The sequence below is a fragment of the Flavobacterium chungangense LMG 26729 genome, from assembly GCF_000735715.2.
GTDB classification, from domain to species: domain Bacteria; phylum Bacteroidota; class Bacteroidia; order Flavobacteriales; family Flavobacteriaceae; genus Flavobacterium; species Flavobacterium chungangense.
The window spans coordinates 317,937-344,502 of sequence record NZ_JASY01000003.1 but is presented as its reverse complement, the minus strand read 5'-3'; the positions used below and the strand labels follow the sequence as shown (position 1 = coordinate 344,502).

At 34.3% G+C, this 26,566-nt stretch carries 16 protein-coding genes; 2 read left to right on the top strand and 14 right to left on the bottom strand.

Annotated features, from left to right (window positions below; translation table 11 throughout):
- Positions 1-16 precede the first annotated feature (16 nt).
- The 7 genes from JE46_RS09175 to ytxJ all read right to left on the bottom strand — a co-directional run bounded on the left by JE46_RS09175 (position 17) and on the right by ytxJ (position 8,853).
- Positions 17-433, bottom strand: a complete 417-nt coding sequence (locus JE46_RS09175; RefSeq protein ID WP_031454977.1) for an OsmC family protein — start codon at positions 431-433, stop codon at positions 17-19.
- A gap of 182 nt (positions 434-615) precedes the next feature.
- Positions 616-2,607 (bottom strand): DUF349 domain-containing protein, encoded by a 1,992-nt coding sequence (locus JE46_RS09170; RefSeq protein WP_031454976.1) that lies wholly within the window; start codon positions 2,605-2,607, stop codon positions 616-618.
- Positions 2,608-2,851: 244 nt separating this feature from the next.
- Positions 2,852-3,601 (bottom strand): shikimate dehydrogenase family protein, encoded by a 750-nt coding sequence (locus tag JE46_RS09165; protein ID WP_031454975.1) that lies wholly within the window; start codon positions 3,599-3,601, stop codon positions 2,852-2,854.
- Positions 3,601-4,998, bottom strand: coding sequence for a tetratricopeptide repeat protein (locus JE46_RS09160; protein WP_031454974.1), 1,398 nt, complete (start codon positions 4,996-4,998; stop codon positions 3,601-3,603). Before JE46_RS09160 ends, JE46_RS09165 begins: the two co-directional genes overlap by 1 nt.
- 302 nt (positions 4,999-5,300) lie before the next feature.
- Positions 5,301-6,497: an aspartate aminotransferase family protein gene (locus JE46_RS09155; RefSeq protein ID WP_031454973.1), complete on the bottom strand. Its 1,197-nt coding sequence runs from the start codon at positions 6,495-6,497 to the stop codon at positions 5,301-5,303.
- A gap of 146 nt (positions 6,498-6,643) precedes the next feature.
- On the bottom strand, positions 6,644-8,311 hold the full coding sequence (locus tag JE46_RS09150; protein WP_236010758.1) for an OstA-like protein: 1,668 nt from the start codon (positions 8,309-8,311) through the stop codon (positions 6,644-6,646).
- A gap of 152 nt (positions 8,312-8,463) precedes the next feature.
- Positions 8,464-8,853 carry a bacillithiol system redox-active protein YtxJ gene (gene ytxJ, locus JE46_RS09145; protein ID WP_031454971.1) on the bottom strand — a complete coding sequence of 130 codons (390 nt, stop codon included), beginning with the start codon at positions 8,851-8,853 and terminating at the stop codon, positions 8,464-8,466.
- Positions 8,854-9,059: 206 nt separating this feature from the next.
- Here ytxJ and clpB point away from each other — a divergent pair, with 206 nt between their 5' ends.
- The gene (clpB, locus tag JE46_RS09140) at positions 9,060-11,669 is read left to right on the top strand and encodes an ATP-dependent chaperone ClpB (RefSeq protein ID WP_031454970.1); all 2,610 of its coding nucleotides are present in this window, start codon (positions 9,060-9,062) and stop codon (positions 11,667-11,669) included.
- Between the two features lie 74 nt (positions 11,670-11,743).
- On the opposite strand, the gene JE46_RS09135 is transcribed toward clpB, so the two are convergent.
- A complete protein-coding gene (locus tag JE46_RS09135) occupies positions 11,744-14,356 on the bottom strand; it encodes a T9SS type A sorting domain-containing protein (protein ID WP_083480865.1) in 2,613 nt (870 codons plus the stop codon).
- 520 nt (positions 14,357-14,876) lie between these two features.
- On the opposite strand from JE46_RS09135, the gene JE46_RS09130 reads away from it, so the two are divergent.
- Complete coding sequence (locus tag JE46_RS09130) at positions 14,877-15,758, top strand: DUF808 domain-containing protein (protein WP_031454967.1); 882 nt, start codon at positions 14,877-14,879, stop codon at positions 15,756-15,758.
- A gap of 52 nt (positions 15,759-15,810) precedes the next feature.
- On the opposite strand, the gene pheT is transcribed toward JE46_RS09130, so the two are convergent.
- The 6 genes from pheT to JE46_RS09100 form a co-directional block, all read right to left on the bottom strand.
- Positions 15,811-18,231: a phenylalanine--tRNA ligase subunit beta gene (gene pheT / locus JE46_RS09125; RefSeq protein WP_031454966.1), complete on the bottom strand. Its 2,421-nt coding sequence runs from the start codon at positions 18,229-18,231 to the stop codon at positions 15,811-15,813.
- A 167-nt stretch (positions 18,232-18,398) separates the two neighbouring features.
- The gene (locus JE46_RS09120) at positions 18,399-19,394 is read right to left on the bottom strand and encodes a hypothetical protein (protein WP_031454965.1); all 996 of its coding nucleotides are present in this window, start codon (positions 19,392-19,394) and stop codon (positions 18,399-18,401) included.
- Between the two features lie 179 nt (positions 19,395-19,573).
- Entirely contained in the window at positions 19,574-20,437 is an 864-nt protein-coding gene (locus JE46_RS09115) for a bestrophin family protein (protein WP_031454964.1), read from the bottom strand.
- 28 nt (positions 20,438-20,465) lie between these two features.
- The gene (locus tag JE46_RS09110) at positions 20,466-21,776 is read right to left on the bottom strand and encodes a TolC family protein (RefSeq protein ID WP_031454963.1); all 1,311 of its coding nucleotides are present in this window, start codon (positions 21,774-21,776) and stop codon (positions 20,466-20,468) included.
- Between the two features lie 49 nt (positions 21,777-21,825).
- On the bottom strand, positions 21,826-24,921 hold the full coding sequence (locus JE46_RS09105) for an efflux RND transporter permease subunit (protein ID WP_031454962.1): 3,096 nt from the start codon (positions 24,919-24,921) through the stop codon (positions 21,826-21,828).
- Positions 24,922-25,028: 107 nt separating this feature from the next.
- Positions 25,029-26,087: an efflux RND transporter periplasmic adaptor subunit gene (locus JE46_RS09100; protein WP_031454961.1), complete on the bottom strand. Its 1,059-nt coding sequence runs from the start codon at positions 26,085-26,087 to the stop codon at positions 25,029-25,031.
- Between the last annotated feature and the right edge of the window lie 479 nt (positions 26,088-26,566).

Genomic DNA, 26,566 nt, shown 5'->3' with positions numbered 1-26,566 from the left:
CCTAAATTTAGAATTTTTAAATTAAATTAATACCCAATGTAATTTCGGTTTTTAATAATTTTGAAATTGGGCAAATTTCTTTTGCTTTAGTTGCAATTTCTGCAAATTTTTCTGCTGTTATAGAAGGCACTTTTCCCTTTAGTTCTAAATGAATTAAGGTAATTGTGCCGTCTTCAAAAGTAACTGTGGCTTCTGTTGATAAATCATCAGCAACAAATCCGCCTTCGTTTAATAAGAAGCTTAATTGCATTGTAAAACAACCTGAATGGGCAGCTGCAATAAGTTCTTCGGGATTGGTTCCTACGCCATCAGCAAATCTTGTTTTAAAAGATAATTGTGCATTATTCAAAGTTGTACTTTGTGTACTGATGGTTCCGGTTCCTTCCATACCGGTTCCTTTCCAGTTGGCATTAGCTTTTCTTGTGAATTTCATTTTCCGTTCTTATTATAGTTAGTAATTTAATTTTTTATTAGTTTGATTATCAATCGATCATGTGTCAATCAAATGTAATCAATTTTTTACAGTTTTGCCTTATGAATTTGTTATTGAAAAATAAAAAAAAAGGGTGTAATGGAATTTTCCATTACACCCTTTAAAATTTTAAATCTAATATCTTATTGTTGTTGATTTAGATTGCGCAATTGTTTTAGTTTATCTTTCCATACTTCCAGACTTTCTTTGTGAATAGCAATGTTTTTACGAACTTCAAGAACTATAGAGTTTTCTTTTTTTGCATTTTTTGTATTGGTGAAGAATTGAATGTTGTTCTCTAATTGAAAAATTTCATTTTGAACTTCTTCTATTTTCCTCATAATGAAAATCTTTTCATTATCTAATTTGCGTGTATCGTTACTCTCGGATAAAGAATCAATTCTGTTAGAAAAACGCATCATTTCAGTGTCTTTTTTACTTAAACTTAATTTTTCAAAAAGTGCATCTAAGATTTTATTAAACTTACCCTCAATATGACGTCTGGAAAAAGGAACTTTACCAAAACCTTTCCATGTTTCAATATGTGCTTTAATGGCATCTAAATCAGTTTTGTGATCTCCGATTAGCTGAAACTCTCTTAGCGTATCTAAGTAGGCTTTTTTATTGTCAAAAGCTGCTACTTCATCACTATTCTCTTCAGATTTGTGTTCTTTTAATTTATCAAAATAATGGTTGCAGGCATCTTTGAATTCTTTCCAGATTTTATCAGAATATTTTTTAGGAACGTGACCAATTTGTTTCCATTCTTCTTGGATTTGTTTCATAATTGGTGTAGTTGCACTAAAGTCAGTACTTTCTTGTAATTCTTTAGCTTTTGCAACAAGAGCCATTTTTTTGTTTAAATTATCGTTCTGGTCTTTTTTTATGTCTTTATAAAATGAGTTTTTGAAAGAATTAAAGTTTCTAACAGCGGTTTTAAAAGCAGCCCAGGTCTGTTCGTTTACTTCGGCAGGTACTTTTCCGGCAGCAAAAAATTCATTCCTAAGTGCTTCAACTTTTTGTATTTGTACGAGCCATTGTGAATGAGAGCCTACTTTTTCAGTGGCTAAAACTTCGATTGTAGCAATAATTTCTTTTTTAATTTCGAGATTTTGCTGTTCATTGGCTCTTTGACTTTCAAATAACAGTTCTCTTTTATCATGAATTTTTTTAGTTAACTCACTAAATTTATTCCAGATTGTGTCACGATGTTCTTTGGATACGGGACCAATATCTTCTTTCCAGATTCTATGTAAATCCTGTAGCTCTCTAAATGCTTTGCTGATGTCGGTTTCATTTGCCAATTCTTCAACACGAGCAATTATTTTTTGTTTTTGTTCTAAATTGTATTTGAAATCTAAATCTCTTGCTTCACGATCTAAATGTAAATAATCATAAAAATTCTCAACATGAAAGTGGTAATTATTCCATACGTGATTGTATTTATCTTTAGGAATTGCTCCCGCATTTTTCCATCTTTCTCTTAATTCATTAAAATGTTTAAGAGTATCTTTAATGTTTTCTTGTGGATTTATAAGTTCTTTTAGTTCTTCAACTATAGCAAGCCGATTTTCTAAATTTAATTTTAAGTTAGTTTGCAGATGTTTAAAATGAGTATTTCTTTTTTCCCTAAATATGTTATAATATTCATCAAATTTTGACTTAAGTGGAGAATGATATTGAAATTCTTCATTAGGATCCTGGTTTGAAGCATTGAACTCTTCTCTTTTCTCTTCAATAAGATGATTAAATTGGAGTGAAAATGATTTTTTAATTTCTTCAATATGGTCTTTTACAGACATTACTTTGTCTGTATTTACAAGCCTTTTTAATTCATCGACAAGTGCATCTAACGAAAAGGTATCGTAATCCTGCATAGGAATAGCATGACGTTCTTTTAGTGTTTCGTCTTCGCTTTCTTCAGCATTGGAATTTGTTATTGCATCTAATGCTTCCTGATGATCTGCTTCTTCGGCTTCAATATTTTCTACTTCACTTTCAGGAAGTGAAGTTTCATTTTCTGTTGTTGTTTCAGAAATTGATGTTTCAATTGCATCATCGGGTGAAGAATCGTTTAGGCCGATTCCTGATTTTCCATCTGCTTCATGCAGGTTATCATTCTTTTCTTCTAACATTTTTAAATGTATAAGGTTTATATTTTAAACATTGCGAAAGATAGTAAAGGTGTTTCTAAATACAAAATAAATCATTTGTTTATGTATTTTTTGGATTAAAAATACTACTTATTTGTGTTTTAAGAAGCAATTTATGGGTGCAAAATTAATTTTTTCACCGTGCTTTACAGATTGGTTTTACAAATTAAATAACAATAAAAAAGGCTGCATTTTAAATGCAGCCTCAAATTATTTTTTTTTAGAATTATTTGTTCCAGATTTTCCATGCTTTTTCCGCTTGAAAAATAAGCATATCAAGACCATTTTTTATTATGGCTCCTCTTTCTTTAGCATTCTTTAAGAATTGAGTTTCGGCAGGATTGTAAATTAAATCATAAGCGATATGCTTGTCTGTAAAAAACTCATAGGGAAGGTCAGGAGAGGCCTCGATGTTTGGACTTGTTCCAACTGGGGTGCAGTTTATTATGATTTGAAAATTGTCAAAAGTTGTGGCATTAATTAAATTATAATCAATAATATTTTCTTTAGCCTCTCTTGAAACAAAAGTATAGGGAATGCCGAGTTCATCAAGAGCAAAAGCAACTCCTTTTGATGCTCCTCCAGTTCCTAAAATAAGGGCTTTTTTATGATGCGTTTCTAATAATGGCTTTAAGGATTTTTTAAAACCATAATAATCTGTATTATACCCTTTTAATTTTCCGTTTTTAGTAAATTTTATTGTATTTACAGCACCAATTAAGGTTGCCTTTTTTGAAAGTTTGTTCAGAAAAGGAATGACTTGCTCTTTGTATGGAATGGTAACGTTTAGGCCTTTCAGATCTGGATTATTTTTAATTAATCCGGTAAAATGACTGATTTCAGAAATGTCGAAATTTTCGTAAGTGTTGCCTGTAAAAACTTCATCACTAAATTTTTCTGTAAAATATCCTTTTGAAAAGGAGTAACTAATATTGCGGCCTAATAAGCCAAAACGTCTTCTTAAAATATCAATCATTATTCTTTTCTATGTTTTTCAATATAATTTCTTACCATTTTTTTTGTCCAGACTACAGGAAATAAATCTTCAATTAAAATATAATTATCAAAATTTAAACGCAAGCCATTACTTAAATGAAATTTAGCTTTTGTATTGTCCTGGACCATAAAATACAATCCTGCTAAACGGTATTCAATTTCGTTTTCTTCCGGAAAATATTCGGAAGCCTGTAATAATGTTTGTATTGCACTATCAAATTCTCCTAAAAATTGAAGAATATCTACCCAGTATAACCAGGTGTCTAATGCGTAATCTCCAAATTCTACTGCTTTTCTATAACCAAATTCGGCTTCTTCAAAAAAGTTCATTTGTTTATTTATAGTAGCATAGCGTTTCCAATACAAACGATTTTGATTGTCTATTGCTAATGCTTTATTGACAAAAAATAAAGCTTTCTGAAAGTTTTTCTGACGAACGTAAAAGTCAGTAATAGCAATCCATCCTTTGTCAAGAAGGGGATCTTCATGAACCGTTTGGTTATAATATTTTAGGGCTAAAACAGTATTTCCCAGTTTTTCATAACATTTACCAATTCGCAATAAAGCATATGAAGTTGCATCATCTAATTCAATGGTACGGTTATAGCTTTCAATTGCTTCAGTATATTTTTTGAGGCGTTCGTAAGCTTTTGCTTTTTCCATGAATGCTCCCAGAAATTCTTCATCGATTAGAGTTGCATAGTCAAAAGCGCGAATAGCATTTTCATATTCTTTTACGCCATAATGTAAGCGCCCTAGCTGATGCCAGGCAATTTCGCTATATGGGTTTTTATTAATGTAATCATTAAGATATAGAATGGCTTCCTGATTTTGATCTAAAAACTCAAAGCAATACACCACATTGTATAAGGCAGACTGATCTTCTAAATCTTCTTCAAGACATTTGATGAAACTTTCTTTTGCCATTTCGAGATTATCCATAAAAAGATATTCCATTCCGATTAAGTTGTAAACATCAGCAAAATCGTCTGTGTATTGCAGGGCAATTTTAAGTAATTCTACTGCTTTTTCGTGCTGATCTCTTTTGGAACAAATATTGGCTTTCTGGATGTAAATTTCCTCGTTGTTAGGTTCAATTGCATATAGCTCATTTAAAAGTTTCTCGGCGATGTCCAGTTTATCGTCGTAAACCAGCATTTCTACTTGTACTAATTTTAAGCCTGTAGATTTTGGATGTTGGTCTAATGCAAGTTTTAAGGCCTTTTTTGCTAAATTAGCCTTACCTATATCTAAATAATGAAGAATAATTTCTTCGAATTCTTCAGAATCAAAAAAGAGTACTTTGTTTGTTTTTAACATCGACTCAAATTTGGATAAGGATAGGTTATAATCTTCTTCTTCGTTGCTTAATTGCATACTTTGTATTTTTGAAATTAGCCTGTTATAAATTTAGGCAACCATATTATTTTGTGAGAAAAGGAAATTTATTGTTTTGAACAATTTAATTAACAATATGGACAGAATTTATGTTCTGTTTTTAGTCCTAATCTTTTGATTTATAAAAGATTATTTGTTTGATATTCTGGTTTTTATTTTTAATTCAGCGACCTGACCAAGATAGGAACGACATCCTTTTGTTTTTTTCTTTAAAAAATAAAAGATATAGTGTATTGCTTCGCCAGTTCGTCTTTGCCTGGTGTGCTGGGAATAGCTCCTGATTATGCTTTTTGTTCTTTTTTTAAAATTTCATCCATAACTTCGAGAATTACAGCACATCCTTCTTTTATTTCTTCTTCAGAAATAGTTAATGGTGGTGTTATTCTTATGGCGCATCCTTCAAATAATAACCAGAATAAAATGAGTCCTTTTTCCTGACAGTTTAAAATTACCTGATTGGTTATTTCCGGACTTTCAGTCATCGGGGCAAGCATTAATCCTTTTCCTCTAATTTCTTTTATCAAAGGGTGTACCAAAAGTGATCTGAAGAGTTTTTCCTTTTCTAAAGTTTCCTGCATCAGATTAGTTTCAGTTAATTCCTGCAAAGTCGCTAAACAGGCTGACGCAATGACAGGATGACCTCCAAATGTGGTTATATGTCCTAATTTTGGGTTCTCAGTTAAGAGATCCATTTTTTCTGCAGATGCTGTAAAAGCTCCTACCGGCATTCCGCCACCCATTCCTTTTCCCATTACAACAATATCCGGAACGACATCGTAGTTTTGGAAACCGAATAATTTTCCGGTACGGCCAAAACCAGGCTGAATTTCGTCTACAATCATCATAGCACCTACTTCGTCACATCGTTTGCGTACTTTTTGTAGAAAGTTGTCTTTTGGTTCAATAAAACCAGCTCCTCCCTGAATGGTTTCAAGTAAAATTGCAGCTGTTCGTGTAGTTATTTTTTGTAAATCTTCTTCGTTATTGAAAGTGATAAAATCAACATCCGGAAGTAATGGACGAAAGGCTTGTTTGCGTTCTTCGAATCCCATAACACTCATAGATCCCATGGTGTTTCCGTGGTATGCGTTATGACAGGAAATTAATTGACTGCGTCCTGTTGAACGTTTGGCTAATTTAAGGGCGCCTTCGATTGCTTCTGTACCTGAGTTGACTAAATAGGTTTTGTTTAAAGATTTCGGCAGGAGTGAAGCTATTAATTTGCAATATTGAACGGCCGGGCTTTGTGAATATTCTCCGTAAACCATTACGTGTGAATATTTATCCAGTTGATCTTTTATTGCCTTATTGACTCTTGGGTGTACATGTCCAAGTGTACAAGCTGAGACTCCGGCAACAAAATCTAAATATTTTTTATTGTTGGCATCGTAAATATAAGAACCAAATGCGTGTGAAACTTCCATTCCAAGTGGGTATGGTGAGGTTTGTGCCTGATATTTTATAAAATCTGGATTCATTTTTTGAGGTTCTAAGTAGCAAAGATACTAAGGTTCTAAGTTTTAAATTTTAAGCTTATGTTAGTTTTTGCCAATTCTAAAAAGGTATATCGACATCTTTAAGCATAGTGACGGAAAATTTATTATATCGAAAACTGTAATCTGAATTATTTTTTAGTTTTTACGCCTGGCATTGTACCGTTTTTTGCAGCAGGTTTCTTTTTGTCGTAATTTAATGTTTCCTTCCTGACTTTCATCGGAATATTTGGTTTGGCTTCTTCAGCTTTACCTTCTTTGATTAATTTATCGTTGAGTTCGTTTTCTTCAGGAGGAAAAATATCATCCTTTGATTTTATTCTCTCATCTCCACGCCAGACAAAACCTCTTAGTTTACGGTCATTTTCTGGCAACTCGGCTTCAGGGTAAAGATTTCCATTAACATTATTAAAAAAAGTAATGTTTTCAATAGCATTGTTTTCTATAATCAGATTGATTTTACTACTTACGTTTTTATTGATTCCTACTAATTCATTGGCATCATTTCGGGCATAGTAAATAGCTTCTGTGTTTTTTATTACATCTACATAATGTAATTTTCCATCTTTGAATTTTCCAAACAAATTGAGCCCTTTGACCTGATTATACCCTGTGCCGAGGGTGTCTTTTGAGATGATAAAAGTATTGTTGAGTACTTTTAGCGAATCTATTTTTCGGGTAGTATTGTTTCCAATTAAATGCATAATATCACCCGTAATTTGATTTTCTTCACTCCATAAAATTGGGTTTCCTATTAATTTTGTGAGCGCAGTTTTACTGTTTGAATGAAGCGAATCGCATTTTCCGCTCATATCGATTTTGTAAAAACGAACATTCTTAAAGGCTCTGATGATTCTTTCGCCTTCTTTTCCGGTAACCATTAATTTTTTACCGTGTATATAAACTGAATCTTTTTCAACCAGATTTATAGCAACCGCTCTTTTAGTTACATACATGGAATCTTTTAGTTTATATAATTCGGCGTAATGACCTTTTACGATTCCTTTGTTTATAGAATCTGTAATTTTTACGTTTCGTGTTGCGGAAGCAAATTCGGTATTTCGATTATAGAATAGGCTGTCGCCTTCTATTCGCCGGTCATCGTATTTTATGTACGATTTTCGAAGGAAATGTGCCAGGTTTTTCTTGGTGTCATAAAAACCATTTTCGGTATAAATATAATTTGTTTTACTTGTAATGGTTGATGGGCCAAACAAGTAAGAGTGCCCGGAGTTGCTGTAATAATCTAAGTGATTAGATTTCATGACATATTTCGGGTTTGTAAGTGTTACTTCCGTTAAAAACTGAAATTTTTTCTGAGCTACGTAATATCTTCCGGATTTACTTACTAAAGTATTGTCTTTGTTAACAATTGTGCCTTTAGTATTGTAAAAAACTTCCTGTACATTTCGGTCAAAATTGATGGTGTCTGTTTGTAAAGTTGCATCCGGAGAGGTCATAACTGCATTTCCGGTTGCGAAAGCTTTTTTTACGTTACCGCTGTATTCAGCATATTTGCTGTTTAAGAATAATGTATCACCTTGTACAAGTTGCACGTTTCCGAAAGCTTTAATATAATTTTCTTTTTGAAAGAAATAGGCTTTATTACAAGTAAGGACTACACCATCGTGATTTATTTTTACATTTCCGGTAAGCAGAAGTGCACCGGGAATCTCTACTTCGTTGACATCTGAAAAGTCTGAGTTTTCAACTACTATTTTTTTAGGAGCTTGTGCAAATAAGCTTTCAATACTTCCTAAAAGCAAACAAAAAGATATGAAAAAGAGTAATTTCTTCAATTGATTTAATTTTTGTCAAATTTATAAAAAAGGTAGCAACGATAATAGATATTATGATTTATTTATAATGGTAAATCAATGCAATTTGTGGAAATAAAAAAGGCAGAGACGTAAAACTCTGCCTTCTGAATTATATTTTAAACAGAAGAAAACTAAATCTTGTTTTTTAACGCTGTAGCATCAATATCGCTGTGTGAAACATTATAAACGGCTTTTCCATTTTTGATTAAAATCAATTGTGGGGATTCGTGATAGACATTAAATTTGTCTGCAATTTCGTTTGAAATATCGCGATGTGCAATCAAATCTAAAAAGTAAGCATCAACAACATTTTCAAGATCATATTCTCTTTCAAATTGTTTCAAAGCCATTCGGCTAATGCTGCATCGTGTGCTGTGTTTGAAAATCACAACTGGTTTTTCGTTTGATATTGCTTCAACTTCCTGTAATTGAAGAATATTTGTTAATTCCGTCCAGTTTACTTTACTTTTTGGTGCTTCTGAATTGTCTGAACTTCCGAAGATTGAATTAAAAAAACTCATATTTGGCTTGTTTTATGACTTTTTGACGTTTAAAATTGGCTAAAAAGCAGTTTTAAATGTCATTTTGTCTGTGATTTTAGTATGGAATATATTTTGAAACAAGCAACAAAGTTATGGTATTTAAAGTTAAAATGTAATGCAATAAATTCTAATTTTAATGTTATCGAGTATTAAAAAATAATAATGCAATCCTAAATCTTACAGATATGAATATAAATAAATTTACAACTAAATCGCAGGAAGCCATACAGCTTTCTCAACAATTGGCGCAACGATACGGACAACAGCAAATAGAAAACGAACATATTTTTAAAGCCATTTTTGAGGTTGATGAAAATGTAGCGCCATTCATTTTGAAGAAACTCAACGTAAATGTGCCTTTGTTTTTACAAGTTCTGGATAGTACGATTCAGAGTTTTCCAAAAGTTTCGGGCGGAGATATATTGCTTTCCAGAGATGCAAATAAAGCTTTGAATGAAGCCGAAATTATTGCTCAAAAAATGAGCGACGAATATGTTTCGATCGAGCATTTAATTTTAGCCATTTTTGACTCAAAAAGTAAAGTTGCCCAAATTTTAAAAGATCAGGGTGTTACCGGAAAAACTTTAAAAGCTACTATTGAAGAACTTAGAAAGGGCGAAAGAGTAACTTCGGCTTCAGCAGAGGAAACTTATAATGCCCTGAATAAATACGCTAAAAACTTAAACGAACTGGCACGTACAGGCAAATTGGATCCGGTTATTGGTCGTGATGAAGAAATCCGTCGTGTATTACAAATTCTTACCCGCAGAACCAAAAATAATCCAATGCTGGTGGGTGAGCCAGGTGTTGGTAAAACAGCAATTGCAGAAGGTTTGGCCCACAGAATTGTTGATGGCGATGTGCCTGAAAACCTAAAAGACAAAATCGTTTTTTCGCTTGACATGGGAGCGCTTATTGCCGGTGCAAAATACAAAGGAGAATTTGAAGAGCGTTTAAAATCGGTTGTTAAGGAAGTAACGGCTGCCGAAGGTGATATCGTTTTATTTATCGATGAGATTCACACGCTTGTAGGCGCAGGTGGCGGTGAAGGTGCTATGGATGCGGCTAATATCCTGAAACCGGCTTTAGCTCGTGGTGAATTAAGAGCGATTGGGGCAACGACATTAGATGAATATCAAAAATATTTTGAAAAAGATAAAGCTCTGGAACGTCGTTTTCAAAAGGTTTTAGTAGATGAACCGGATACGGAAAGTGCGATTTCGATTTTGCGTGGAATAAAAGAAAAATATGAAACGCATCACAAAGTTCAGATTAAAGATGAAGCAATTATAGCAGCTGTAGAACTTTCACAACGTTATATTACAAATCGCTTTTTACCGGATAAGGCTATTGATCTGATGGATGAAGCGGCTTCTAAATTGCGTATGGAAATCAATTCAAAACCAGAAGAACTGGATGTTTTAGATCGTAAAATCATGCAGTTAGAAATTGAAATTGAAGCCATTAAACGTGAAAAAGAAGAAGCTAAGCTTAAAATCCTGCGTATGGATCTGGCTAATTTAAAAGAAGAACGAAATGTAATCTACACCAAATGGAAATCTGAAAAAGATGTTGTAGATGGAGTTCAGGCAGTGAAGTTAGAGATCGAAGATTTTAAACACGAAGCAGAACGTGCTGAACGAGAAGGTGATTACGGAAAAGTGGCTGAAATTCGTTATGGAAAGATAAAAGAAGCCCAGGAACGTCTTGACGTTTTACTGAAACAATTACAAGAATATCAATCAGGAAATTCTTTGATAAAAGAAGAAGTAACCCGCGAAGATATTGCAGAAGTTGTAGCAAAATGGACTGGAATTCCGGTAATGAAAATGCTTCAGACAGAAAGGGAGAAACTCCTTCATCTTGAAGAAGAACTGCATAGAAGAGTAGTGGGGCAGGAAGAAGCAATTGAAGCCGTGAGTGATGCTGTTCGCAGAAGCCGTGCAGGATTACAGGATATGAAAAAACCAGTTGGAACCTTTTTATTCCTGGGAACAACAGGAGTTGGTAAAACAGAGTTGGCAAAAGCATTGGCCGAATATCTTTTTGACGATGAAAATGCCATGACACGTATTGATATGAGTGAATATCAGGAACGTCACAGTGTAAGCCGTTTAGTTGGTGCACCTCCGGGATATGTAGGGTATGATGAAGGTGGTCAATTGACAGAAGCGGTACGTAGAAAGCCCTATTCTGTGATTTTATTAGACGAGATCGAAAAAGCACATCCGGATACTTTCAATATTCTGTTGCAGGTTTTAGATGAAGGCCGACTAACTGATAATAAAGGCCGTCTGGCAGATTTTAAAAACACGATTATCATCATGACTTCTAACATGGGAAGTCAGATTATACAAGAGAAATTTGAAAATTTGAAAGGAAGTGTCGAGGCGGCAACTGAAGCTTCAAAGGTTGAAGTTTTAGGTTTATTGAAACAAACGGTTCGTCCGGAATTTATAAACCGTATCGACGAAATTGTAATGTTTACACCATTAACAGTTGATAATATTTCTAGAATTGTGAGTTTACAGCTTAAAAGTGTTAGCAAAATGCTGGCATTGCAAGGCATTACAATGGATTCAACACCTGAGGGAATCAAATATCTTTCAGATAAAGGGTATGATCCGGAATTTGGAGCAAGACCGGTAAAAAGGGTAATCCAAAGAGAAATTTTAAATCAGTTATCTAAAGAAATTCTGGCAGGAAATATTACAACAGACAGTATTATTTTAATTGATGCATTTGATGGTAAATTGGTTTTTAGAAATCAAACAGAAAGAGTAGAGCATTCATAATCAATATTAATTCAATAAAAAAAAACACCAACAGCAATGTTGGTGTTTTTTTTTTATTACAGGTGCAGAATTATTTATTTTACTATAATTTTTTTTGTTTGTTTGAAATTTTGTGTTTCTATAGTTACAAAATAAACTCCTTGTGATAAACCTCCTGTATAATATTGTTCTTCAGGATTATAATTTCTTTTTTCGAATATTACCTGTCCCTGAGTATTGGTTATTTTTAAACCGACAGTACCAGAGTTGGTATTGGGTAGTTTAATATTAATTAGAGAAGAAATATTTGTAGGGTTTGGATAAATAATAAAATTTGAAGCTGAACCTGAATTGTTAACTACAGAAAGATTTTCAGAAATAACAGCTTTCCAGTCCCACCAATTTTTATCTATTCCGGCTGTACTTATAGCACCTTCTCCAAGTTTAATTTTGTAGTTAAATTTAGTTTTACGGGTAGATTCATCTTTAAAAATATAATCTGAATTACAGATTACTGCAAATATAACCCCATTTGCCGGTATACCCTGATCGAAAGAAATTGTGCAATCTCCGGCGTACACGGGCTGTGAATATATGGTTTTTCCTTCTTTGGTACGATAGCATAATTGTATTGACATATTTTTTCCTAATGGTTCAAAAAACAATGTAGCCTGATTTCCTTGAACATGAATCGGAATAAAATTAGCTCCTGACCAGCCAGGGAGGGTCTTTTCTTCTGGAATTAAGTATCCGTTTTCGTCTGTTGTTGTTTTAGCGTAAGGTGTTGCTTTCCATTTTTCTACATTTATAAGAGCCGGTTGCTCAGGACCTAATTCACGTCCCATATTATTACGGTATAAACTTAAAATTGGCTGCTCGAATTTTCCGAAATCAGCCAATGCTAATCGGGCTCTGTATTCCTGAACCATTTTACGCATTTTAGTATCACCAATGCCATTAACGGTTCCATTACCATTTGCTATGCCTTCTAATACACGCCCTTCACAATAATTCCAGATCCATGGTAAACTTTTTTCACCCACAATTTCACCCAGGAAGGTTGGAAATACAGAACTATATTGAACGCCGCCAATAATATCCCTGGTCAGTCTTAAAGTAACACCATTTTCATTCTGAACTCCGGAATCTACCCCTTCAGCAGAAGGACCTCCAAAAGTTCCATCCTGAAGCCATCCGCTGTAACATTCTATTGGAATAAAAGGAGCAATTACAGACCCGGCACTTAACCATCCCAAATCAACATTGCTGTAGTCCTGGCTGCCTGTTTTTTTTATATCCAAAACAGTTTGCAGCCAAACGTTAGAGCCCTCATGAAACCAGGCTGATTTTCTGCATCCAGGCAAGGATGCGTATATAGCATGAATACCTTCATGTGTACAAGCTCCTGTTTGATATTGAGCATCGGGAAAAGTAGTATTAGGGTCGAAACTGGCTACAGGATAATAAGATAAAAGTACCATTGGCCAGCTTTCGCCATCAGGAGTGCCAACTCCGCTTTGCCATCCTCCTAAATCGGTATTCGATGCAGTGTCGGTACATAATCCGGATCCATATAAGTATACTGAACTGCGATATCCTGCTCTGTACAATTTATCTGGAGGCCACCCCATATTATCCCTTAGGAAAGTAAAATCCCCATCTAAGCGTTTTAGTAATGCATCTACAGCAACATCTGTCACTAAAGGGTTTGCATTTGGTCCTTTAACAAAGGTCCATGAACCATAATTTCTTGATGAAGCACTGTTACATCCACTGTATCCGGGATAGTCTTCCTCTAAATTTTTTAATGGTTTTGGAAAATCCGGATAATCGCTTTTAAAATCATAATGAAGTGTTGAGTCATAAGCAGGCCATGAAGTAAAATCACTATTGTCTCCTTTAACGGTTAAATAAAAGTCTACAGAACTTTCGGTGCCGCAATTGTTGATATATAAGAACGTATAGGTTCCTGAATTTACTTCCTGTAAATTAGACAAAGTGATATTTTGATCCAAAGATGTAAAGTTATTTGGGCCAGACCATTTCATTTTAGCACCAACTTCCATATTAGCTATCGAAGGTTTAAATTGTACGCTATCGTCTGAAGAAATTACAGCAAAATTGACATTTTTTTCCTGACCGTTATTTACAACAAGATTAGCTGTAAGTTCAGTAGCATTACATTCAGTGGTTTGAATGCCAAAGGCTTGAAATTCAGTTACTCCTGTTGCTGTTGCGCTTTTCATATAGATTCTTAATTTTCTGGATTTAAAGCTTAGATTTTCGATAGTATTGAATTGGTTTAATGCTAACCCAATACCACCTGCATTTACCCAGCTAATTCCATCCCAATATTGAATGTACGCATCTGTGGGTTGTCCAATACCACCGTAATCTGTAAACCAATAGACTGCAACAGAATTTATTTCGTGGGCAAAATCCCATTCATATTCAATCCAGTTATAAGTGTTGTAAGCAGCCTCTCCGTCCCAGTTTCCATAAACAGGATTGGTTCTGTCTTCTGAGCTAATTGGTGTAAACCCATCATTTACGGCATTAAGGCTTTCCCAGGGAGACACATGTGATGTAGTAATTTTTGTCGAATTTAACAAAGCTAAATTCGTTTGTGCATTTAATTTTTCTGCAAATAGCATAATGACGCTAAAAAATAGAAATGGTAGAAAATGAAGTATTTTTTTTTCTTTCATAATAGGGATTTTTGGTTATTATTATTTTTGAAATAAAATTTCTGACTGGATTAATAAGTTTTGTAAACTATTTCTGTTTGTGTAAAAAATGCTTATTAATTACTTGCGGCTTTTAACTTTCATTGGTAAAGCAAGTTAGGAGTAAAATTGTCTTTTTAATATGTAGATAATTACCTCATAATTGGTAAAAGTTAACCAGTATTAAAGTAATTAAAATATTTTCGGAATAGAATTGATTCACTATATCCGTAAATCATGAAACTTATTTTAAAAGTTTTATAAGTGCGTTTACGGATTAAGTTCTGAAATTTACTTACAACTAAAAATATATATCATGAACAATTTATTTAGAGGATTGCTTGCCGGATACGGTGCGAAAAAATTAGGAGGCGGTTGTTTCGGAACAATTATAGTTTTTATTATTCTTTGGTTCCTTTTAGGACAATGCAGTTAAAATTTTATAGATAAAATAATCAAAAAGTAGTAGATTCGCACAATTAAAATTTAACTACAAAATATAATGGCATCAGGTTTTTTCGTACTATTAGACGATATAGCAGCAATCATGGATGATGTTGCAGTAATGAGTAAAGTTGCAGCAAAGAAAACTGCCGGTATTCTTGGTGATGATTTAGCTGTAAATGCTGAAAAAGCTTCTGGATTTGCTTCTTCGAGAGAGCTTCCTGTGCTTTGGGCAATTAGTAAAGGTTCGCTTCTTAACAAAATTATTATTTTGCCAATCGCTTTTTTATTAAGTGCATTTTTACCCTTTGCAATTATTGTAATTCTTGTACTTGGAGGATTGTTTTTGGCTTACGAAGGAGCTGAAAAAATCTACGAATTTGTATTTCCTCATTCGCATGAAGATTCAGAAGGAATAACAGGCGAAACTTTTACGGAAGAAGAAATTCTGGAAGCTGAAAAAGGTAAAATTAAATCAGCAATTGTAACTGACTTTATATTATCAGTAGAGATTGTAATTATTGCTTTAGGTACTGTAATTGGAAAACCAATTACTCAGCAAATTATCGTGACTTCAATAATTGCCTTAGTAGCAACAGTTGGTGTTTATGGTATTGTAGCTCTTATTGTCAGAATGGATGAAGCAGGTTATAAGCTGATTAAATTTAGTAAAAGAGATAAAAGTGTTTCAAAATTTATCGGTAATATTTTGGTTAAAGCACTGCCGTTAGTTATAAAAAGTTTAACTGTAATTGGTACAATCGCTTTATTATTAGTTGCCGGAGGTATTTTTGTGCATTACATTCCATTTTTCCATGATTTATCACCTAAAATTAATATGCCTGTAATTATAAAAGAATTTGTTGTTGGGCTTGTATTAGGACTTGTAGTTTTAGTTGTTGTGAATTTGTTTAAGAAATTGTTTAAAAAGGTTAACTAGAATATTCAGTATAAAAAAACACCGACATTTGCCGGTGTTTTTTTTTATCATCTTATCTTAAACTTGCTCCAAGTTCTGTTTCAAAAGTTTGCTGTAATTTGGTCATAATTTTATCAATCTGACCATCAGTAAGCGTTTTGGTACTGTCCTGAATCGTAAAGCTCAGTGCGTATGATTTTTTGCCTTCCGGAAGGTTTTTGCCTTCGTAAACGTCAAAGAGATTAACATCTTTTAAGAGCGCTTTCTCTGTTTGTTTTGCCAGGTTATAAATGCTTTCGTAAGTTGTTTTTTCATCAATCAACAAAGCCAAATCCCTGCGAACTTCAGGGTATTTAGGGATTTCAGTATATTTTATTTTTCCTGTAATGATTTTTAAAATCAAATCCCAGTTAAAATCGGCATAAAACACATCTTGTTTAATTCCGAAATGTTTTAATATAGATTTTTTAATTACTCCAATTTCTACCAAAACCTCATTATTGTAGACCTTCGCTGTCCCTTCAGAGAAAATATCAGATTGAGAAGGTGTATTCGAAATTTTTTCAATTCCTAAACGATTCAAAACTCCGGTTACATATCCTTTCAATAAAAAGAAATCTGTAGTTTTTTGTGGATTTGTCCAGCTTTCTTTATTTCTGTTTCCAGATATGAATAAAGTAAGATGTTTGTGTTCTTCGTATCCGCTTAGGTATTTATGGTATGTTTTTCCAAATTCAAATAATTTCAAATCAGAATTTCTTCGGTTTATGTTGTATGAAATCGCTTCTAAACCTGAGAATAATAATGATTGGCGCATCGTCGATAAATCACTGCTCAAAGGATTTAGCATTGTAACGTTGTGTTCTTCTTTTAAAATGGCAGATAATTTTGTGTATGCAGCTGTTGTCAACGAATTTGCCATCATTTCATGAAAACCCTGAGAGTTCAATTGTGACGCAATTACATTTTGTACTTTGTAATCTTCTGTTCTTGGTGAGTTAGAAACAGTTGCGTTGAACTTTTTAGAAAACTCAATATTGTTATAACCGTAAACTCTTAAAATTTCTTCGATTACATCTATTTCGCGCTGTACATCAACCCGATAAGCCGGAATCGTTAATCCTAAGCCGGAATCAGAAACACTATTTACTTTAATGTCAAGAGAAACTAATATTTTTTTGATAGTATCTTTTGGAATTTCCTGTCCGATAATTTTAGATACATGGCTGAAATTCAGTAAAACAGAAAAATCTTCTACTTTTTTAGGATATACTTCTATAACATCTGATGTGATTTTTCCACCTGCTACTTCCTGAATTAAAAGGGCAGCACGCTTCAAAGCATATTCTGTGATAGTTGGATCAATTCCTCTTTCAAACCTGAACGAAGCATCTGTATTCAATTGATGTCTTTTAGCTGTTTTTCGAACGCTTACAGCATCAAAATAAGCACTTTCCAGAAATATAGAAGTAGTTCCGTCAGAAACTCCTGATTTTTTTCCGCCAAAGACACCGGCAATGCAAAGTGGTCCTTTTTCGTCACAAATCATTAAATCTTCTTTGTGTAGCGTTCTTTCAACATCATCCAAAGTAACAAACTTTGTTCCTTCAGGAAGTGTTTTTACAATTACTTTTCCGTTGATTTTTGCAGCATCGAAAGCATGTAAAGGTTGTCCTAATTCGTGTAAAACATAATTCGTAACGTCTACTATGTTATTTTTTGGAGTTAATCCAATAGCTTTTAAACGATCTTTTAGCCATGTCGGAGATTCTTCTACTGTAATCCCGGAAATAGTTACACCACAATATCTTGGCGCTAATGTAGGTTCCTCTACACTAATATCAATTTTCAGTGTGCGCATGTCAACCCTAAAATTACTAACAGAAGGTGTGATTAATTCTACGTTTACTCCACGTTGCAGCATTCCAGCTCTTAAATCACGCGCTGTACCAAAATGGCTCATGGCATCGGCACGGTTGGGGGTTAATCCAATTTCAAAAACTTCATCGTTGGCAATTTTAAAAACATCAGCCGCAGGAGTTCCCGGTTTTAAAGCTTCGTCCAGAACCATGATTCCCTCATGTCCGGATCCAAGACCTAATTCATCCTCGGCACAAATCATTCCGTGACTTTCCTGACCACGAATTTTACCTTTTTTAATGGTAAATTCTCCGCCTTCTTTATCATATAAAATGGTTCCGATAGTAGCAACAGGTACTTTTTGTCCTGCTGCAACATTTGAAGCACCGCAAACTACCTGAATTGGATTTTCTAAACCAACATCTAAGGTGGTAACTTTTAATCTGTCTGCATCAGGATGTTTTTCGCAAGTAAGAACGTGTCCTACTACAACTCCTTCTAATCCGCCTTTTACTGATTGATATTTTTCGACAATTTCGACTTCAAGACCTAAATCCGTCAGTAATTCAGAGGTTTGCTCTGATGTCCAGTCTGTTTTAATGAATTGTTTTAACCAGTTATAAGATATTTTCATGTTAACGCTATTGTTCTTAAATAAAGGTGTAAATATAAGGATTGATTGCGGGAGTTGGAAACTATTTTTTTGTTTTTTGCCCGTGACTATTTTTCAAATTTAAAAGACATGAAATTAGATTAAAAAAAGAGAGAACTTAAATTCTCTCTTTTTTTATCAGTTTTAAATTATTCGGTCGTACAAACTCCGGCATGTACAATTATCCAGAAATTGCCGTCTCCGCTGTAGCTTAAATTGTAATTGTCTGTTGTTGTATTGCTTAATGTATGCTGGTTACCAAACTGACCGGGAGCTGCCGTAGTTGGCGGACTGTCTGATAAATAGACATGCGTTTCTGTAAATACAGTTCCGGGATGCGTTGCATTGATTGTCACGCTGACATTGCTACCCTGAATAACAATTGTAACGGTTCCTGCCAGATATCCTTTTGTAATATCATTTTGTCCGGCACCTGCATATAAATTGTAGGTATAAGTACCGTTCATGACATTGTTGTAATAAGTAGCCCAACCCCATTTTTCAGAAATCTCTAAACTATTAAAAGTATAATTTCCAAACATGTATGCTGTATCACATGTTGTTCCATCCGGTGGTGGTGGATCACAGATTCTGAGACAATAATTGAAATAGGTTGCCCAGTTTTTTCCCGGGAATTTGATATCTCCTGCCCAACCGGTTTCTGTTCTGACAATGACCCCGTTTACAATATTTTTCATGCTCGAATGAGCTGCGATATACAGGCATTTGTTGGCATCAAGAGTTATTGCCGAAAGCGGAATTGTAAATGTGTAGGTTTGAACTAATGGATTAAAAGATTTTTTATATGGAAATTGTCCCGGTACTGGGTTTCCATTTTGCAAAGGTACATTAGCGTAAGGACCAACATACAGATGCATTTCACTAAAGTACCAATTTGGCAGTGCACTATAGGTTACATAAAGATTGGTAGCATCATTTTCAATTAAAATTTTTCCGGAGTTGGTAAATTGTCCGGCCATAATGTTGATTGAAACAGGATCACATTCCGAATAAGTTCCTTTTGAAGTCAGGGTAGGACTATTCGTTTTTTGGGCTTCTTCAGTTTGCATTTCTGTACTTAAAGGTTCGTTAGTACAATAGACAGTCAGAAGAGCCATCGCCACAATTAAAATAATTTTCTTCATTGTAATAAGGAATTAAAATTTGTAGAAAAAAATAAATGCAATTCAGAGGAGGCTATTTAAATTGCTGTTACAAATTTTATTGCTTATTATCAATATTTCAAAATATAATCGTTTATTGAATTGTTTTTAAGGTTAAAATACTGTAGTGTAGGTGTTTATCTTTATTTTTTATTTTAGGTTTAAATCAGTTCTTCAACATGTTTTTTAATGTTCTCAGCTATCTTTTTGGTTGGCAGATCATTTTCGTCATCTCCAAAAGGATCTTCAATTTCTTCGGCAATGAGTTCTAAGCTTGCTAATACATAAAAAATGAAAACCACCACAGGAGCTACATAATATCCTAAACTAACTGAATATCCAAAAGGAAGTGTCATGGTATAAAAAAAGATAAACTTCTTGATAAATGCACTGTATGAGTAGGGAATAGGAGTGTTCTTGATTCGCTCGCAAGCACCACATATATCTGTAAAAGATTGCAATTCTTCGTTTAACGTTATAAGTTGGTCTCCTGTAATTTTTTTTGCCTCGTACAAAGAATTAATTTTATGATACATCATTCTTTTAACCTGATTTGGCTTGTGTTTATGATGGTCAATTTCGAGATCAACATCTTCAAAAAGCTGTTTGCTGGTTTCCTCATCTTTTAAATGTTTTTGTAAAAATGAGGCGTAAGTTGGAATAATTTCCCTGAAAAACTTCTTGTCATTTTCGTCTTTTAAAATAGCCGAAAGTTTGATAGCCAGATTTCGACTGTTATTGACAAGTGAACCCCATAGTTTTCTGCCTTCCCACCAACGGTCATATGCTGTATTAGTTCTAAAAACAAGCAGTAACGAAATTACAAATCCAAGCATTCCATGCATTATTGGAATATTATGAATATAGTCGTTCTTACTAATTTTAAAATATTCAATTTCAACATACCCAACAATTGCAGCATAAACTCCTATGGCAAGCATAATGGGAAAGAGTTTTCTAACAGTATCTGATTTGTGAAAACGAAAGATAAAAGAAAACCAGTCCTTAGTATTATATGAGATCATTTAATTTTAATTTTGAAACAAATTTAAACTAAAAACTGATATTACCAGCTAACTCTTTTAATGCAATTTCTGATAGTTTTGCCTGATATACTGCGTTACTTTGACGTACTTTTGCATTGACATAATTTAATTGGGCTGTTCTGAACTCTAAAGTAGTGATTGTTCCAATACGGAATTTATCTAAAGTGATTTCTAAATTTTGTTTCGCAATAGATTCGTTACTGTCTTCGAGTTCAATAAGTTCTAAATTGGTTAAATAGGTCTGGAAAGCAGTACTTAATTGTGTATTCAGGATCATGTTTTGCTGTTCGATGGCAATTTTTGAATTTTCAATTTGAAGTTTTGCTACTTTTTCATTTCTGTTTTGGTTAAAACCATCAAAAATATTTAAAGAAGCATTAAAACCATACGTAAAACCTCTGGATGAATTTTCGCTGGTAAATCCTAAACTTGACTGACTTTCAGTAAAATTATAACCGGAGGTTAAATTCACAACCGGGTATCGGTCTGCTTTTATCTGTTTAAGTTCCAGTTCTGCAATACGCTTATTGATAACCTGAAGCTCTAAAGCAGGATTTTGTTTCTGTGCCAGATCTAATAAATCTGCAAAAAGTAATTTATTATCAACCGTAACTTCATCAGTTACGGTAAAATTTATTTTTGGGTCACGCGCCAAATGCTGGTTCAGCAAAATTTTCGAATTCGCATAAGATTCTTTTTGTCTTAACAAAGCTACCATATCGGTATTAAGGTCTACCTGTGCATTTAAAACTTCTAATTTTGAAGCTTTTCCAATTGTAAAACGGTTCTTAGCTAAATCTAATCTTTGTTTTGAGATTACAATCGTAGTGTCTAAGGCAACTAATTGCTGCTGTTGCTGTACAAGATCATAATAAGCAGAATTGACCTGCCCAATTTTCATTAAAATAGTCCTTTTTAATTCTGTATCGCCTAATTTTTGAAGTTCTTTTAATTGGTCTAATCTGGCAAACATTCTCATTCCGTCAAAAACGGTCCATCCTAAACTTACTCCATATGTCAGGTTATTATTTTTCGCATTATCCAAAGATGTAGAGGTTCCATCCTGACGTACCTGGGTTGAATTAGTAATGCTATTATTATCAACAACTGAAGCCGTTGCTGTTGGAAGCATTCCTGCATTTCCAATCGTTACATTTGTTTCGCTAATTTTTGTATTGTTTTTGGCAATCTTTATTTCAAAATTGTTTTCTAAGGCTATTTTCATAGCCTCTTCAATGGTCAAAACTTCTTGCGCTTGTATACTAATCATACAAAAGAAGAATAGTATTGAACTACGGAATAGAATTTTAGTATTCATATTTTTTTTCTTTTGACTGAAATTTAAAATTGAATTCCAGGCTAATAAATTATTTACTTTCTTTTTCGTATTCGTCAATATGATCAAATTCCGGATAATGTTTTCGGGCTTTTGACCACATCAGATATATTGCCGGAATAACAAAAAGGGTTAATGCCAAAGAGAAAATAGTACCTCCCACAATAACAACCCCCATTCCGATTCTGCTCGTAGAAGCCGCTCCAAGTGACATTGCAATTGGCAAAGCTCCTAACGCAATGGCTAAACTCGTCATTAAAATCGGACGTAAACGTGCTTCTGATGCTTCCATAATGGCTTCTAATTTTGGTTTTCCCTGTTCCCGGAGCTGATTGGCAAATTCTACAATTAAAATACCATTTTTAGTTACCAGTCCAATAAGCATTACGGTACCAATCTGGCTGAAAATGTTCCAGCTCTGATTGAAGAGCCATAAGGAGAATAAAGCCCCTGCAACCGCCATTGGTACCGTTAAAATGATAATTAACGGATCTATAAAACTTTCAAACTGAGCAGCAAGAATCAGGAAAATCAACAATAATGCTAATCCGAAGGCGAATGAAGTATTGGAGCTACTTTCGACAAAATCTCGTGATTCTCCACTTAAATCAGTGGTGAAACTCTGATCTAAAACTTTCGCTTTAATTCGGTCCATTTCCTCAATACCATCGCTGATACTTTTTCCCGGTGCCAAACCTGCAGAAACTGTTGCAGACATATATCGGTTATTATGGTACAATTGAGGCGGATTACTTTGTTCTTCAATTTTTACCACATTATCCATCTGAATCAATTCGCCGTTTTTGTTTTTTACAAAAATAGAAGTTAAATCAAGCGGTTTCGAACGGTCTTCCTGATTAAACTGCCCAATTACCTGATATTGTTTTCCGTTTTTAATGAAATATCCAAAACGCTGTCCGCTTAAAGAAAGCTGTAAAGTTTGTGCAATATCCATTATAGAAATCCCTAAACTCTCCGCTTTTTCCCGATCGATACTTACGTTGATTTCAGGTTTATTGAATTTTAAATTCACATCACTAATAGAGAATACATCGCTTTTACCGACTTCTTCCATGAAAACGGGGATTTTCTCTCTTAATTTTTCAAAGGTAGGTGCCTGAACAATGTATTGAATCGGTAAACCGCCACGTCTGTTAACCGCAATGGTAGGCTGTTGAATGACAGATGTTTTAGCATCCGGATATTGCTTTGTCCATTTGGTTAGTTTGTCTGCAATATCTTTTTGAGAACGAACTCTTTCGTCGGGCTGTTTTAGCGAAAGCCTGATAAAACCACTGTTTACGGATGAAGAACCAAATCCCGGTGAGGTAATCACCAGACTCACTTTTTTCTCCGGAATAGAATCGTCTACCAATTTTGAAATCTCCTGCATAAAACGGTCCGTATATTCATAAGAAGACCCTTCCGGAGTTGTCATACGCATTACAACAGAACTACGATCGTCTAAAGGAGCTGTTTCTTTCGGAAGAATGGTGAAAAACAAATAAATGATTCCGAAGCAGGCAATCAGAATCGGAAAACTGATCCATTTTCGATCCATAAATTTAGAAAGACTTTCTGCATACGTGCTGTTCATTTTTTCGAAAAACGGCTCCGTCTTCATGTAGAATTTTGATTTTTTCTGTTCGCCGCCTTTCATCAGATAAGCATTTAGCATTGGTGTTAAAGTCAATGATACAAAAGCAGAAATCAATACAGCCGAGCCAATCACAACGCCAAATTCTCTAAAAAGGCGTCCTACGAAACCTTCCAGAAAAATTACCGGTAAAAATACAGCTGCCAGCGTTACGGATATCGAAATTACAGCATAGAAAATTTCGTTAGAACCTTTTATAGCCGCTTCAATTGGGGACATTCCTTCTTCTACTTTTTTGAAGATATTTTCAGTAACTACGATCCCGTCATCCACTACCAGTCCTGTTGCCAGAACAATAGCCAAAAGGGTTAATACATTTATGGAAAATCCAAGCATCCACATGATAAAAAATGTAGCAATAAGGGAAACCGGGATATCAATTAAAGGTCTGAAGGCAATTGCCCAGTCCCTAAAAAAGAGGTAAATAATGATGATTACCAACAAGATAGAAATACCTAAAGTTTCAGCAACTTCCAATACCGATTTCTTTACAAACAGCGTATTGTCCAGTGCAATATTTAGTTTGATATCTTTCGGTAAATCCTTTTTCAAGGCTTCATATTTTTTATAAAATTCGGATGAGATATCTAAATAATTGGCTCCCGGCATTGGCACAATAGCCAGACCAATCATGGGAAGCCCGGAGGATGTTAATTGTGTTTCGATATTTTCAGGTCCTAATTCTGCGCCTCCAACATCGCTCAGACGGATAATTTTATCGCCCTCTGTACGAATGATAATGTTATTGAATTCTTCCGGTTTAGAAAGATTTCCAATTGTTTTTACGGTAAGTTCAGTATTGTCTCCGGTCAGTTTTCCTGAAGGCAATTCGACATTTTGTGCATTTAAGGCATTACGAACATCGGCTACGGTACATTTGTAAGCCGTTAATTTTACAGGATCAATCCATAAACGCATGGCGTACCGTTTTTGTCCCCAAATCTGAACACCACTTACGCCAGGAATAGTTTCTAAACGCTGCGAAATAACATTCTCGGCATAATCACTTAATTCTAATGAGTTTCTTGTATCACTTTGAAGCGTCATCGAAATAATAGATTCGCTATCGGCATCTGCTTTAGAAACTACCGGCGGCGCATCAATGTCCTGCGGTAAATTTCGAACAGCCTGAGAAACCTTATCACGAACATCGTTCGCAGCTTCTTCAAGGTTTTTATCTAAGTTAAATTCTATAGTAATATTACTGCTTCCCTGATTACTGGATGAAGTAATATTTCGGATTCCGTCAATAGCGTTTACAGCTTTTTCAAGAGGTTCTGTGATTTGCGATTCAATAATATCAGAATTAGCTCCTGTATAATTGGTCCTGATCGAAACCTGAGCGGGATCAATGGAAGGAAATTCACGAACACCCAAAAAGGTATATCCGATGAAACCGAATAAAATAATCAGAAGATTCAGTACAATGGTTAAAACAGGTCTTTTTATACTTGTAGTTGATAAACTCATTTTGTTGAATTATAAATTATTAGTTATGAATTATGAATTACGAATTATTAGTCCTGAAATGACAATATCAATTTCAAAACTTATAACTCCAAACTCATAACTTAAAATTACTTAACTTTAACTTTTATCGGAGCTTCATCTTTTAATGACATCACGCCACTTGTAATTAAAGTGTCGCCTGCTTTTAATCCTGACAAAATTAAAACTGAAGCATCGGTTCTGGTGGCTGCTTCTACTTTAATTTCTTTGGCTTTGCCCATATTGGCAATGTATACTTTTTTACCATCCTGAATCGGTACAATAGCTTCTGATGGAATCACGATTGCGTCTTTAATGATGTTTAAAGGCAGTTTTACATCTGCAAAGGTTCCCGGAAAAAGTTTTCCGTCACTATTTTCTGCAATGGCGCGTATTTTCAATGTACGGGTTGCCACTTCTACTTCAGGTTCGATTGCGTATATTTTTGCTTTATAAATTTTATCTGATCCTGAAACAGAAAAATCAATAACAGAACCCGAACTTACCTGAGCGGCATATTTTTCAGGAATAGAGAATGTAATTTTTAATTTGCCAGTATTGACCAGTTTCGCTACTAAAACCGTTGGCGTAATATAAGTTCCCGGTGAAATAGAGCGCAATCCGATTTTTCCTGAAAAAGGCGCTTTTACAGAAGTTTTGGCAATCTGAGCACTTATTAATTGAGTCTGTGCTTTCGCGGAAGCGTAATCTGCGTTGGCAACATCAAATTCTTCCTGACTTATGGCTTCTTTTTGCAATAGTAATTTTGCTCTTCTTCCGTTTTCTCCAGCAAGTCCTTCTTTTGTCTGTGCCTGTCTGAGCTGTGCACGCAATTCGATATCATTTACCTTAAAAAGTACCTGGCCTTTGTTTACATAACTTCCTTCGTTAAAGTAAATACCTTCCACAATACCTGAAATTTCACTATGTATTTCTACCTGTTCATTGGCTTCAATGGATCCTGACAATGACAAATTATTATCAAAAGTCGAAGTTTTAACTACAATTCCGGTAACGGCTGTCGGTTTGTCTTTATCCCCAAATTTTTTAGATTCGTCGTTTTTCTTTTTGTTGGATATCACGCGATAAGCGATAAAACCTCCGAGTACTATAATTATAAGGGCGTAAATCAGGTTTTTTACTTTCATAAAATTAAGGTGAAAATGTTTTAGGTATTGAATTAGTAACTGCACAAAATTAGCTTTTTGGTGCGAATACAAAAGGGCTTAATGGTTATTTAACACTTGTATGTACAACTGTTTTTAAGCCTGACAAGGTTAGACAGCTGTTTTGAAAAAAGGTTTAATCTAAATATTCTTTTTTTTTATAATAATTTTCAGGAGCTAATCCTGCTCTCCACTATATCTGTTGTTGCGAACCCCGCAACAACAGATATAGTGGAGAGCAGGGCTAGGACTTTAGGGGTAAAACTACAATGAGTTATTCTACTAAACATCTCTTTTGTACAAGTGTTATCCTGAGTTAATTAGGCTTCGCTCAGGATAAACTTAGTCGAAGGTTTGCAAATAGGAAAGGGCTTCGACTCCGTTCAGCCGGACAATATCTTTATTAAACAAATATCAGACAAGCTTAAAAAAAATGCAATAAAACGTTATAGTCTTATTGC